This window comes from Acinetobacter sp. USHLN143 (genome assembly GCF_037145695.1).
GTDB lineage: Bacteria > Pseudomonadota > Gammaproteobacteria > Pseudomonadales > Moraxellaceae > Acinetobacter > Acinetobacter fasciculus.
In genome coordinates, this window is sequence record NZ_JBBCWZ010000002.1 from 56,728 (window position 1) to 69,313 (window position 12,586).

The 12,586-nt window shown below is 44.1% G+C and carries 15 protein-coding genes and 4 tRNA genes; 4 read left to right on the forward strand and 15 right to left on the reverse strand.

Annotation, left to right across the window (positions count from 1 at the left end; all coding sequences use genetic code 11):
• Window positions 1-12: 12 nt before the first annotated feature.
• The 4 genes from WFH18_RS01235 to trhO all read right to left on the reverse strand — a co-directional run bounded on the left by WFH18_RS01235 (window position 13) and on the right by trhO (window position 2,589).
• The gene (locus WFH18_RS01235) at window positions 13-438 is read right to left on the reverse strand and encodes an ABZJ_00895 family protein (RefSeq protein WP_004731895.1); all 426 of its coding nucleotides are present in this window, start codon (window positions 436-438) and stop codon (window positions 13-15) included.
• Window positions 439-466: 28 nt separating this feature from the next.
• Complete coding sequence (locus tag WFH18_RS01240) at window positions 467-1,084, reverse strand: DedA family protein (protein WP_004731893.1); 618 nt, start codon at window positions 1,082-1,084, stop codon at window positions 467-469.
• Between the two features lie 87 nt (window positions 1,085-1,171).
• On the reverse strand, window positions 1,172-1,450 hold the full coding sequence (locus WFH18_RS01245) for a hypothetical protein (RefSeq protein ID WP_004280617.1): 279 nt from the start codon (window positions 1,448-1,450) through the stop codon (window positions 1,172-1,174).
• 206 nt (window positions 1,451-1,656) lie between these two features.
• Complete coding sequence (gene trhO, locus WFH18_RS01250; protein ID WP_004645789.1) at window positions 1,657-2,589, reverse strand: oxygen-dependent tRNA uridine(34) hydroxylase TrhO; 933 nt, start codon at window positions 2,587-2,589, stop codon at window positions 1,657-1,659.
• Between the two features lie 189 nt (window positions 2,590-2,778).
• Here trhO and WFH18_RS01255 point away from each other — a divergent pair, with 189 nt between their 5' ends.
• From WFH18_RS01255 to WFH18_RS01270, 4 genes are all read left to right on the forward strand, one after another.
• A complete protein-coding gene (locus WFH18_RS01255; RefSeq protein WP_005252584.1) occupies window positions 2,779-3,264 on the forward strand; it encodes a DUF1289 domain-containing protein in 486 nt (161 codons plus the stop codon).
• Window positions 3,265-3,309: 45 nt separating this feature from the next.
• Complete coding sequence (locus WFH18_RS01260; RefSeq protein WP_004280611.1) at window positions 3,310-3,921, forward strand: LysE family translocator; 612 nt, start codon at window positions 3,310-3,312, stop codon at window positions 3,919-3,921.
• Window positions 3,922-4,011: 90 nt separating this feature from the next.
• Window positions 4,012-5,817, forward strand: a complete 1,806-nt coding sequence (locus WFH18_RS01265) for a DUF2157 domain-containing protein (RefSeq protein ID WP_004731888.1) — start codon at window positions 4,012-4,014, stop codon at window positions 5,815-5,817.
• A complete protein-coding gene (locus WFH18_RS01270; protein ID WP_034439601.1) occupies window positions 5,817-6,383 on the forward strand; it encodes a GDYXXLXY domain-containing protein in 567 nt (188 codons plus the stop codon). Before WFH18_RS01265 ends, WFH18_RS01270 begins: the two co-directional genes overlap by 1 nt.
• Before the next feature lie 68 nt (window positions 6,384-6,451).
• Here WFH18_RS01270 and panD read toward each other — a convergent pair whose 3' ends face one another.
• The 11 genes from panD to WFH18_RS01325 all read right to left on the reverse strand — a co-directional run bounded on the left by panD (window position 6,452) and on the right by WFH18_RS01325 (window position 12,547).
• A complete protein-coding gene (panD, locus tag WFH18_RS01275) occupies window positions 6,452-6,832 on the reverse strand; it encodes an aspartate 1-decarboxylase (protein ID WP_004280606.1) in 381 nt (126 codons plus the stop codon).
• 144 nt (window positions 6,833-6,976) lie between these two features.
• Entirely contained in the window at window positions 6,977-7,558 is a 582-nt protein-coding gene (gene pth / locus WFH18_RS01280; RefSeq protein ID WP_004645783.1) for an aminoacyl-tRNA hydrolase, read from the reverse strand.
• 18 nt (window positions 7,559-7,576) lie between these two features.
• Window positions 7,577-7,873, reverse strand: a complete 297-nt coding sequence (gene rplY, locus WFH18_RS01285) for a 50S ribosomal protein L25 (protein WP_004645781.1) — start codon at window positions 7,871-7,873, stop codon at window positions 7,577-7,579.
• 98 nt (window positions 7,874-7,971) lie between these two features.
• Window positions 7,972-8,925 (reverse strand): ribose-phosphate pyrophosphokinase, encoded by a 954-nt coding sequence (locus WFH18_RS01290; protein ID WP_004280601.1) that lies wholly within the window; start codon window positions 8,923-8,925, stop codon window positions 7,972-7,974.
• 36 nt (window positions 8,926-8,961) lie between these two features.
• Window positions 8,962-9,036 (reverse strand) — tRNA-Gln (locus WFH18_RS01295).
• A 92-nt stretch (window positions 9,037-9,128) separates the two neighbouring features.
• Window positions 9,129-9,203, reverse strand: a tRNA-Gln gene (locus tag WFH18_RS01300).
• 18 nt (window positions 9,204-9,221) lie between these two features.
• Window positions 9,222-9,296, reverse strand: a tRNA-Gln gene (locus WFH18_RS01305).
• A gap of 26 nt (window positions 9,297-9,322) precedes the next feature.
• A tRNA-Gln gene (locus WFH18_RS01310) sits at window positions 9,323-9,397 on the reverse strand.
• 2 nt (window positions 9,398-9,399) lie between these two features.
• Window positions 9,400-10,227 (reverse strand): 4-(cytidine 5'-diphospho)-2-C-methyl-D-erythritol kinase, encoded by an 828-nt coding sequence (ispE, locus tag WFH18_RS01315; RefSeq protein WP_305177381.1) that lies wholly within the window; start codon window positions 10,225-10,227, stop codon window positions 9,400-9,402.
• A gap of 21 nt (window positions 10,228-10,248) precedes the next feature.
• A complete protein-coding gene (gene lolB, locus WFH18_RS01320) occupies window positions 10,249-10,827 on the reverse strand; it encodes a lipoprotein insertase outer membrane protein LolB (protein ID WP_004280598.1) in 579 nt (192 codons plus the stop codon).
• A 7-nt stretch (window positions 10,828-10,834) separates the two neighbouring features.
• On the reverse strand, window positions 10,835-12,547 hold the full coding sequence (locus tag WFH18_RS01325) for a tetratricopeptide repeat protein (protein WP_004280596.1): 1,713 nt from the start codon (window positions 12,545-12,547) through the stop codon (window positions 10,835-10,837).
• Window positions 12,548-12,586 lie beyond the last annotated feature (39 nt).

Sequence of the window (12,586 nt, forward strand, 5' to 3'; positions counted from 1 at the left end):
AGCTGCCCGATCCTATTTTCTTTCCAAGCCTGTACGCTTGGCCAGACTATAGCGTGCATAAGCATTGTAGGCGATATGGAACAGTAAGGCATGTAAGGCAATACTTGCAGCCACCAGGAATGAATTTGTTCCTCTTCCTATATAGGTGATGGTTCTATAAATCTCATCTGTCTGCGGGTTCATCCAGATGACCACTACTAAAAAGATAAACCCGAATGTCATAGCAATGATAGTAGAGCCCCAGACCAGTTTGCTTTTCTCTTGCTGAGTCGGCAAACGAAGTTCTTTCTTAACAAAGTATCGGGCACTGAGAAAGGCAGAAGCAATCAGGGCAGGAATCAGCAGAATGGCGCCCAGATTGAATACATAGATGAGTATGCCTACCAATAGAACCAAGGTCAGATAAACGGTGGCAAAATATTTTAGATAATGCGACATCGTTTTAATCTCCTTAAGGCATCTTCCCTCAGGATGGACGATTTTTACGCTGCTGTCTACGGTAAAAAATCCAGATAATAATTACCACAACAATGGCAATAATCACATAACTGACTTTACTGAAAATTTGCTGCATCAAATGCTGGTTTTCGCCAAAATAAAATCCGACACACGCCAAAAATGTGGTCCAGATGATGGTTCCAAGTGCGCTATAAAACATAAATTTCCAGAAGGGCATATGACTCATGCCAGCAGGAATGCTGATCAGCGAGCGAACCGCAGGAATCATGCGGCCAAAGAACACAATCCGGTGACCATAATGCTCAAACCAACTCAATGATTTTTTTACATCTTCTGATTTAATAAATAAATATTTGCCATAACGATCGACAAATTTAAAAATAGAATCATGGTTAAATTTATAGCCAATCCAGTACAGCAAGGCGGCTGCCAGCAGGGAGCCGATACAGCCGGACATGATTACCCCGACGAGTATTAACTCGCCCTGAGAGGCTGAATAGCCCGCGGAAGGCATAATAATTTCGGAAGGGATTGGCGGGAAGACATTATCCAGGAACATGAGCAGAGCAATGCCCCAGTAGCCCAGTTGCTCCATAACGGAAATAATCCATTCGGTCAGATTCATATGATTGGCAAAATAAAAAATACTGCCTGTATCCTAAGCAGTATTTTTTGTGCGGTAAAGTCTTGGAATATAAATGATCAGGCAGAATTAGCTATGCGTCAGGGTATAAATATAAACTTTACGTAAGAAATAGGCCAAACAGATCGGCAGAATACTCAGCAGGATAAAATGCATGATGCTGGTATTGATATGGTAACCAATGAACAGCGCCAAGATTGCGCCAATAACGGTTCCCAAGATAACGACGAACAGATGTGACTGCTGTTCAAGCTCTTCAGAAATTTGATGAAGTCGTTGCAGCTTTATATTTTCTTTTGGTTGAAATTGAACCAGATTGTCTGAATCTCGAGCAAGTGAGCCTGCCATTTTATATTCCTTTTCAAGTAAAAATTTCAGTTAATAATGAAAGACTTAGCTTGTAAATCACCGTATCATTAGACTAACAATCTTGTTTGGAAAAAAATGAGGTTCTTGGTAAGGAATTGGTAAGAGTTTTATTACTGTTGTGATTTTTATGTAAACAAAAAACCCTCCGAAGAGGGTTTTTATATATTTCATTACAAAAGGCCAAATTAGAGGCGTTTGCGTTTTGCTGCTAAAATTTGTGATTGACGCATACGGAAACCTTCTTTTTGTTTCTCCGAGGTTTTGTCAATACAGTACACACAAGAGACACCATGTTCATAACTTGGGAGGGCAACTTCTTCTGGAAGTAAAGGCCAGCCACACGCATGACACTTGGTGTTTTGGCCTTCTTCAACACCGTGCGTTACGGCAGTACGACCATCAAACACGAAGCATTCACCTTCCCACATGCTTTCTTCAGCCGGGGTTTCTTCCAGGTATTTCAAAATACCGCCTTTCAGGTGATAAACTTCAGTGAAGCCTTCTTGAAGAAGTAAAGAGGTTGATTTTTCACAACGAATACCACCTGTACAGAACATCGCAATCTTCTTGTCTTTGTGCTGTTCCAGATTATTTTTCACGTATTCAGGGAATTCGCGGAAGCTTTCAGTTTTCGGGTCAATTGCGCCTTTGAAAGTGCCGGCTTTGTATTCGTAATCGTTACGTGTATCGACCAGAATCACGTCATCACGTGCAATCAGTTCGTTCCATTCTTTTGGATCAAGATAGTGACCGACTAAATCACGCGGTTTTACTTCCACGCCTAAAGTCACGATTTCTTTTTTTAATTTAATTTTCATCTTACGGAATGGCTTTTCAGAACTGTCAGATTCTTTGTATTCCATTTCGTTAAAACCTTCATTTAGAAGGAACTGGTGAATTTGATCAATCGATGCACGGTCGCCTGCAACCGTACCGTTAATGCCTTCACCTGCCACAATTAGAGTACCGCAAAGGTTGATGGATTTTACCAGGTCCAAAAGACGTTGCTGAAGATCAGCAGGATCTTGAACTTCTTTGAATTGATAAAGTGCGGCAACAACCCAACCAGTCGTCGCTTGCTGTTCTACAGGTGCAAGCTGTTCTACAGTAGCGTTCATGGAATACTCCAACGTAGCATGATAATTTGAAAGGCGCATATTTTAGCTTGATTCGAGTGAATAAGCGAGTAAAACGCAAGTCTTTTAACAGGCTTCAATTCATGGGAGAGAGCGTGTATAGTCATGCCCGGCCCAGGATTTTGTGCAGTGATGCAGATACTGAAAGTTGCAGTATCTTTGGAGTGTGTTTTGAGTTCAGATCGTCGTATTGCGTCTTTAACCCCATGTGCAGGGCGTTGCTCGACCGTATTTGGTGATGCGGTATGTCGTGGTTGTCGCCGTTTTAATCATGAAGTGATTCACTGGAATACGTATAGTGCTGAGCAGCATCGAGCTGTGTGGCAGCGACTGGATGCACAGCTGGATCAGATTCTGGTGCCATTGTTACCGCATGCCGATCTTGTCAAAGTGCAGGCCTTTGTGCTGTCGAAACGGGTGCGCTTGCGTGATGATGCTTCCAAAGGGCGCAAGCTGTATCATGCTTTAAAGCTCTGTGAAAAAAATCGGCATTTTACCGACGATAGTGGTTTGGGCATCCATTATAAGCAGGTGCGTCCGCTCTGGGACGAGTTTGAGCGCCGGATCTTGGCCTTGGCTACTGCCAGTTATGATCTGGCTTTTCTGCGGGCAGACGGTATCAGTCAGCATCTGATTCATATACAAGAGGAGGACTAAGTCCTCTTTTTTTATGCATAAAAATAACAATAGCTGAGGGGTGGCATGAATATTAGTGAATATTTTTTATATTGTCTGGCTGTTGTGGTGATGATCGCTACACCTGGCCCAGTGATGTTGCTGGTGGCCAGTGCCGGTTTAAAAGGTGGTTATGCGGCGGCTTTAAGAACCATTTTTGGTACCAATTTCGCCTCTCTGGTGTTAATTGCCTTATCGGTATTGAGTCTAAAAGGTTTGTTGGTCATTAATGCGCAATGGCTGGATGCGATCAAGCTGCTGGGCTGTTTATATATTGGCTATCTGGGCTGGCAGATTTTCCGTGAAGTTATTTTTAAGCAGCAGGAGCAAGCTCAGGAGAATCTAGTTCCTGTGCATGGTGGTTTTCGACAAGGTTTTTTGGTTGGTATTTCTAATCCGAAGGACATTATTTTCTTTGCGGCTTTTTTCCCGCAGTTTATCGGGATTACTCCTGATCTTGATTTAAGTTTAATTATTTTGACTTTGAGCTGGATTCTCCTGGATTTTCTGACTTTGTCTGTGGTGTATTTGGGTTTCAACCACTTATCCCATTCTCGACTCTATCCACATTTGCTGGCATTGTGCGGCATGATTCTGCTCATGATTGCAGGGTACGGAATTTATCAAATCCTGATTTAAAAATGTACAGCATACTTGGACTGTTCCTGCCTGGCATATCCTGCAAAAATCATGCTAAGGTGAAATCAAATAAAAATTGAACAGATTAGCATGTCCAGAACAGTACCATCGCCAGATCGTCCATTTTCCCCGCTGTTATTTATTCAACCTGCTGTGATTCAAATTCTTCAAATCATTGGGCTGGCGCTGATCGCTGTCAGTATCGTGTATCTGCTGGCAGCAAACTGGTGGATGTTGCCCAAGTTTGTCCAGCTGTTTATTCCTCAAATTTTATTGCTGGGTTCGGCATTGTTGAGTGTGCGTTTCGCGGCACGGGAAAAGTTAAGACAAAGTCTGGATACTGTATCGGGTCTAATGCTCGGCTTAAGTCTGGCCGTGATTGGACAGATTTATCAGACCGGTGCTGACAGTTATCAGTTATTTCTGCTTTGGGCTTTACTGCTACTGCCGTGGCTGTATCGGCCGAATATTGGGATCTTTGCATTATTTTGTGTGGTCAGTCAGCTGGCGCTGTATTTTTATTTTAAACAAAGCTTTTGGTTGGTGCGTGCTGAAACTCTTTATCTGCTCAGTCTGAATCTTTTGACCGGGCTAAGTATGATCTATGCCTTACGTTATTATCCGGTTTTGCGCTATCTGTTTATCGCCATCGTGGTACTCATTTCGGTAGTGAGTATGTTCCGGTTTGTCGACTCGGATTCGATCTGGTATTTGGCTTCGGTGCTGGTTCTGCCTATTTTATTCAGTGCTTATTTCTATACCCGAAAGCAACAGCTTGAAACCAGCTTACTGATTGCAGGACTGGCACTGAGTTTTAGTATTCTGATTTTTGATCTCACTGAGCAATATTTACAGGATTCAGCCGCCGGCTTATTGGTATTGGCTTTGTTGATATTCAGTTGGTTTGCAGCTATTACAGGTTTGCTGATCAAGCTGTTGCCCAAGAGCCGGTTTTCGGTCATTCCATTGGCCTTGGGCGCATGGATTGCTGGTGTGATCTTGGCCATGCTGTTGCTGACCTATTGGGGAAATTTTTCGATTCTGATGGGAGTCATTTTTATCGCAGTCGCCTGGTGGTTGATTCGTAGCAAGCCCTCAGTTTTTCTGCGGCAATTGGCTTATTGTTTGTGGGTGTGCGGTCAGGCCGCGGTATTGATTCATACCCAATTACTCACAGAGAGCCTATTACTGATTTGGCTGATACAAGTCGGCATTACGCTGCTGACTATCATGAGTCGTATGCATTGGCTGGTGGTGCTGTTGCAGTTGTTACTTGCACATATACTGGGAATTGCAGTTCTGGTCGACCAACATGCATTTTTTCAGGATCAGCGCCTGCTGACGTGGATCATGCTGCTGAATTACAGCATTCTGACAGGAGCTTTGCTTACTGCGAGATACTGGCTCGCTTCAGCTTATGCCAAAAGCATGAATTTATGGATGATTAGTATTTTGGTGGTGACGGCTATTTTTCAATGTTTACTGCAATTTGGTGTGGCTCAGCAATTGCAGCCACATGGTATAGATGAAGCCATGATTTTCTATATTTTGCCAGCTTTCTGGCTATTGAGTTTTGTCGGGATTCATCTCAAGCAATTTTCACGAATTCAACTCTGGCTCATTCCTGCTGCGGGAATTCTGCTGATTGCATTGGGTTACTTTGAAATTTTTATCATTTTAGTGTTTATGGCTTGGGCCATGGTGAATCAACAACGATTGATGCAAGCCTTGACCATTTTGCTACTGATCTTCTGGTTATGGCTGCTGTATTACAATCTGGGACTAAGTTTTTTATTTAAAAGTGTCAGTATTTTTGCCTCAGGTGTGCTGGTGTTGCTTTTGGCTTATGTGTTGAGTTCACCGAAGTTCCAGCTGAAAGCAGGAGTGGTCTCATGATGAAAAAGTTTATGGCACTGCATCTTAGTATTTTTAGTATTGCTTTATTCGTAGGTTTAATTGTCCAGCATGAATGGCATCTGGCCAAAAGCGACAGTATCTTTGTCGAGTTGGCACCAGTCGATCCGCGTTCGATCCTGCAAGGGGATTATATGGTACTGAACTATGATCTGCATTTTAGCGCAGTGGCAGCGGGGAATGGTTCCGAACAGCCTGTTTCTGACATAAAGATTGAAGATTTTAAAAATCAATCACATGTAATGAGTTATGTGCAGCTGGAGCAGCAGCGCAGAGTTATTAAAACCAGTTTTGATCGAAGTGCACTCAATCAATCGGAACGTGTGGCCCGATTAATGCTGAAAAACCCACGCAATACTTTTGAGGCTTTGTATCCTGCTGCTAACAGTTTCATGTTCCCCGAGGGTCTGGAGCCTTGTTATCGTAACGCCAAATTTGCAGAGCTGAAAGTGAAGGAAAATGGCAAGGCCTTGTTATTTGATTTGCTGGATCAACAATTAAAACCCTTAAACTGTGAAAGCTCTAAAAGCTGGCGAGAGGGCAGTTAAATAGGTCAATATTCGGGTATTAAAAAAGCCCGCAATGTGCGAGCTTTTGGGTATCTGGTCTGATCAGATTATGCGACTTGTACCGGAATACAGTTGGCGGTGTGGCTGACTGTATTATTTGGGTTAGCATAAACCAAGCGAGGCTGATGGGCATTCGCTTCAGCTTCAGTGAAATCGCCAAAGGTTGCAATAATCACGATATCGCCTACATCGGCTTGATGCGCAGCGCCACCATTGACTGAAATGATGCCTGAATTGTCTTCGCCACGAATTGCATAAGTTGCAAAACGTTTACCATTGGTCACGTTCCACACATGAATTTCTTCGTATTCACGAATGCCAGCCAAATCCATCAAAACGCCATCAATTGCACATGAACCTTCATAGTGTAGTTCTGCATGTGTAACGTGAGCGCGGTGAATTTTGCATTTTAATAAACGAGATAGCATGGCTAGCGTCCCCTGAGTTGACCTAAGAGTTTGATCATTTGGTTAAATCAATCTTGCTTGCTGTATGGTGAACAATCGAGCAAACGCATTTTGCGCTTAAATAAACTTTCTGGCAAGCGGAATTGTCCAGCAATTTTTGAATGTTTAGTTCGGCTTATATGCGTTGATTTGATTCATGGCTTGCTGTACTTCACCATTCACCAGCATTTTTGTGCGGGCGAGCGCATGGGAAATTGCATCATCCATTAAATTCTGTTCGCTGCTAGGTGCTTTACTGAGCACATGACCGGAAACACGGTCTTTGGCACCAGGATGGCCAATTCCAATACGCAGGCGATGGAAGTTTGAACCAATATGCGGCACGATATCGCGTAGACCATTATGACCACCGTGACCACCGCCAGTTTTCAGGCGAATGACACCGGGATTCATGTCCAGTTCATCATGGGCAATCAGGATCGATTCAGGTGCGATATTGTAGAATTTGGCGAAAGGAACAACACTTTTGCCGGAAAGGTTCATAAAGGTTGTCGGTAGAAGAAGACGGACGTCTTGACCTTCTATATTGCCACGACCGCTAAATCCGTTGAATTTCGGGTCTTTTTTGAGGGTAATGCCATATTGGTCTGCAAGGCGTTCTACGAACCAGAAGCCTGCATTATGGCGGGTTTGGGCATACTCAGAACCTGGGTTACCCAAACCAACAATCAGTGAAATATTTGACACTAATTACACCATTAACACTTATGCGCGTTTGAAGTCAGCGTGCATTGGTGTGTTTTTAGCTGGGTGACGTTGTAACGCTTGGATTTTAACGCTTTCAACTTTACCGTCTACATCAATTTCGATAACTTCTTCAAAGAATGAATTGTTTTCTAAGAATTTAACAAGCTGACGAAGCTCAACAGTAATTGCTACAGGAGCAGCTTCACCACCGTAGATGATTGCAGGAACTTTAGCTTGAAGACGAAGGCGGCGGCTCGCACCTTTCCCTTGAACTGCTTCTTCACGTGCTGCTGCGTTTAATACGAAGTTTGCCATGATAGACATCCTATTTAAGTTAAATGAACCAGACTTGCGACCAGTCTAGTGAGTAAAAGCCCTACCAAATGGCAGGGCTTTGAAAATTCAGCGCTCTATTATAGATAAGAATCGAACATTGCGCTAATAGATTCTTCGTTGTTAATACGACGAATCGTTTCGGCAACCATGCTGGCTACTGAAACCTGGCGAATCTTGCCCAGAGCTAAAGCTTCATCAGAAAGAGGAATGGTATCAGTCACAACCAGTTCATCAATCACAGAATTCTTTAAGTTTTCAATCGCTTTACCAGAAAGTACTGGATGCGTTGCATACGCAACAACCTTGCGAGCACCGAAAGTTTTCAATGCATCAGCAGCTTTGCATAACGTACCAGCAGTATCTACCATGTCATCAACGATGACACAATCACGATCTTTTACATCGCCAATCAAATGCATCACTTGTGATTCATTCGCTTTTTGACGACGCTTATCGATGATTGCAAGATCGATATCGCCCATTTGTTTTGCAACAGCACGTGCACGTACTACACCGCCAACGTCAGGTGAAACCACCATCAGGTTATGATGCGATTGTTGACGCAAGTCAGCAAGTAGCGCTGGTGTACCGTAGATGTTGTCTACAGGGATATCGAAGAAGCCTTGGATCTGGTCAGCGTGCAAGTCGATCATCACAACACGGTCAACGCCTACAGTAGTGAGCATGTCTGCTACAACTTTTGCAGTAATTGGAACACGTGCTGAACGTGGACGACGGTCTTGACGAGCATAACCAAAATAAGGAATCACGGCAGTAATACGACCCGCACTTGCACGACGCAAAGCATCAGCCATCACCAAGATTTCCATCAGGTTATCGTTAGTTGGGGCACAAGTAGGTTGTACGATAAATACGTCTTTACCACGAACGTTTTCAGTAATCTCGACAGCAATTTCACCATCAGAGAACTGACCTACAGAGGCAGCGCCTAGAGGAATATGTAAGTGACTTACGACTTTTTGAGCGAATTGTGGATGCGCAGATCCACTAAAAACGACAAGATTGGGCATGAAGCACCCTTGGCGGTTGGGATATATGGGAATAGATGGCAGGGGTAGCTGGATTCGAACCAACGGATGCCGAGATCAAAACCCGGTGCCTTACCACTTGGCGATACCCCTAATGCGGCAGAACTTTAATATTTTTGCGGTAAAGTGTCAAGGTAAATTAACAGTCTTACAGCAAATGAGTGTTCTGTCTTTTTTCGAGAAAATGGCAGGGGCGGCTGGATTCGAACCAACGGATGCCGAGATCAAAACCCGGTGCCTTACCACTTGGCGACGCCCCTAATTTGATGACTGTAAGATGGCAGGGGTAGCTGGATTCGAACCAACGGATGCCGAGATCAAAACCCGGTGCCTTACCACTTGGCGATACCCCTAATACAGTACATCTACAGGTGGAAAATGGCAGGGGTAGCTGGATTCGAACCAACGGATGCCGAGATCAAAACCCGGTGCCTTACCACTTGGCGATACCCCTATCTACACTTTAAACTGAACTAAAGGTGATTCTTGTAAACTGTTGACCAGGTAAGCTTTACATGGTGCATTTGCAAGAATATCTTCGATGTTCAGATTTTCAGTGACTTCAATAAACACACAAGCACCTGTACCTGTAAGCTTTGCTCTACCGAACTGGTCGAGATATTGCATTGCTTCATCGACTTCAGGATATAAGCTTCTTGCCAGTGGCTCAAAGTTATTTCCAAAATCAGATGGCGTTTCCTGATAGGCGCAAAATTTAGTGCTCTTCGTGTCTCTTGTCAATGCTTTTTGCGAAAAAAGCATTTGAGTGCTGATAAAACAATCAGGTTTTAACACAATGAATTTTTTTTGATCTAAGTCTATGAATGTTAAGTGTTCACCAATGCCTTCAGCCCAAGCATTTTTACCATGCACAAATATCGGCACATCTGCACCCAGTTTAACCCCGAGATCTGCCAGTTGCTCAATATTTAAATCGCACTGCCAGAGCTGGTTTATCACAATCAAGGTCGTCGCTGCATTGGAAGACCCTCCACCCAGACCTGCACCCATCGGGATATTTTTTTCCAGACGAATTTTTAGTCCGCACGGCGTTTTGGCATAGGGCTTCAATAATTGTATCGCCCGATAGATTAAATTCTGTTGCAGATCGACTGAGGCCAAACCTTCTATCTGAATCGCATCATCAGCGTTTGGTTCAAACTCCAGCCAGTCATACAGGTCAATCAGCTGAAAAATACTTTGCAGTTCATGATAGCCATTTTCACGGCGACCGGTGATATGTAAAAACAAATTCAGTTTAGCAGGCGAGGGAACACGAATCATCATGGGCTGGAATCAGGTCAATTAACGGTTTTCAATGATCATTGTAATACGGTTTTCCGCACCATTTCCAAGTGACTGCTTTAAACTTAAGCGGTTTGGCATTTTGGCCTGCGCATTATAATTGAGATCGACTGTCCAGCCCTGTTCGATAATCTGGTTAATCCGCTGCGCATCGTCTTTTTGTAATTTGGCAGCCGTGGTGGCAGGGCGGGCTTGTACCCAATCGACTAAATAACTGATCGGCGCTTGCCAGCCTGTTGCGCGTTGCAGTAATTCCTCGGCACTGGCTGCCTGAATCACACCGGTTTTTGCGCTGTTTAAAGTCACTTGTCCCGGTGTGCCAGAAATCTGGGTTTTACCGACACCTAAGATACCACTGAGCTCAATATCAAATTCTTCCTGCTGTTGTACCCAGGTAAAGAATGCGCTGCCAGTCTGTTGAGGGGTGCGAACGCCAATTTTACCTTGCAGTTGGAATTGATTCTCCGCTTGTACAGACGGAGTGGCAGGCGTTTGTGGCTTGATCATCTGCTGACAGCCAGTTAAAAATAAAGCAGTGGCTGCAAAGGCACAGCAGCCCAATTGGCTTAAATTGCGCATAAACTAATTAACTCGTTTTGGTTTGTGGTGCTAACAATAGCGAATTAAGTTGTTTCAATTCTGGGTCATTTGGATGGTTTTGTTGTAATTGTTGTAACACTTGGTGGAAGTGTTGTAGATCACCTTTCATGTACAACGACCGGGCATAACGCACCCCAATCTTCACATTCGGATTCAATTGATAGGCTTTGTATAATACGTCCGCAGCTGTAGCGAAGTCATTCTGTAAATAACAGATATAACCATAGGTATCCAGAATGGACGCCTGTTCCGGTGCATATTCCAGTGCTTGCTCTACATAGCGGCGTGCTTCTTCGAGACGGCGGTTCTGCATCGCCAGGGTGTAGGCATAGGCATTCAGATAGGTCGGACTGTTCGGTTCAATTTTAAGTAAAGTGCTAAGTAGTTCATCCAGCTTGACGCGATCCTGATGGGGATCCAGCAACAGGACTTGCGAATAGACCAGTTCAGGGTCATCCGGCAGGTTTTTGCTGGCTTCTTCCAGCAGGCGAATCGCAGCTTTTTTATTCTGCATACGAGTTAAAATATCCGCCTGAGCCAGATAAAGGAAGCTGGCATGTTGCGGATAATTCACCCTTTCCTGTGTTAAGAAACGCAGCGCATCATGCAGCTTATCTTGCTGGGCGAAAATCGAAATCATGTTGCGACGCGAAACCGTGTAAAGACTGCCATCTACCAGCCGATAATAGGCTTTGGCGGTTTCATAATGCTGTTTGCGTTCTGCATTTACCGCCAGATAATAATAGGCTTCGTTTTGATATTGCGCAGAATAACGCAGTTCGACCAGATATTTTTCGGCCTTCTCGTATTCTTCCAGGTCGATACTGGTTAGTCCGGCAATAAACAGGGCTTCTTCGGCAGTCGGCCACTTTTTTAGAATGTCTTGCAGTTTTTTCAGCGCCAAAGTCGCTTCGTTCAGCTTGACCAGATATTTGACTTCGGCCAGACGCACATCCAGATTATTGCGGTTTTTACGGCTGGATTTTTCATACCATTGTAGCGTGGCCTGAGTATCGCCAAGCGCATTGAGCAGATTGGCTTTCATCAGGATATAGCCGGTTGCATTCGGCCGTTTTTTTAAGGCGCGGTTAACCGTATTTAAGGCCTGTTCGAGCTGACCATTTTGTGCTTCCAGGCCGGCCACCAGCACCAGAATAGACGGATTGTCCTTGGCTTTGGTGGTGCTCAAAGCCTGAATCAGATAACTACGGTCCTCTGTACCTTCTGGTGAAATTCCGGCCAGAATTTCTTCCAGATCGGCACTATCATCAATTTGCAGGATTTTTTCCAAGGTCTCAGCGGCTAGCTCATATTCATGTGCTTTCAGGGCAATATGTGATAAATAAAATAAAGCGGGGACATCTTGCGGCTCTTGTACCACCCAGTGCGTAGAGATATCCAGTGCGGCCTGAAGATCGTCATGTTCCAGCGCGACATTCAGTGCACGCTGCTTGACTGAAGTGGAATTGCTCTTGATCGCCAGCACCGTATAGTTGTGCAAAGCAGTCGGAATGTCATGTGCAGCGATGGCAAACTCAGCCATCATACTTTGTTTTATCGCATCATAATTTTGATTTGCATGGTAAACTGCTTCCGCTGCATAAAGATGCGCAGTCGAAGCCATGCTACCCACCAGTAGGAATGTGGTAGAATATTGCTTAATTGTAGGGCCGTTGATACGGCTAATTGTTTGACGCAATTTTTTATTGATCCAAGTAATGCTTTTTATGACACCGAT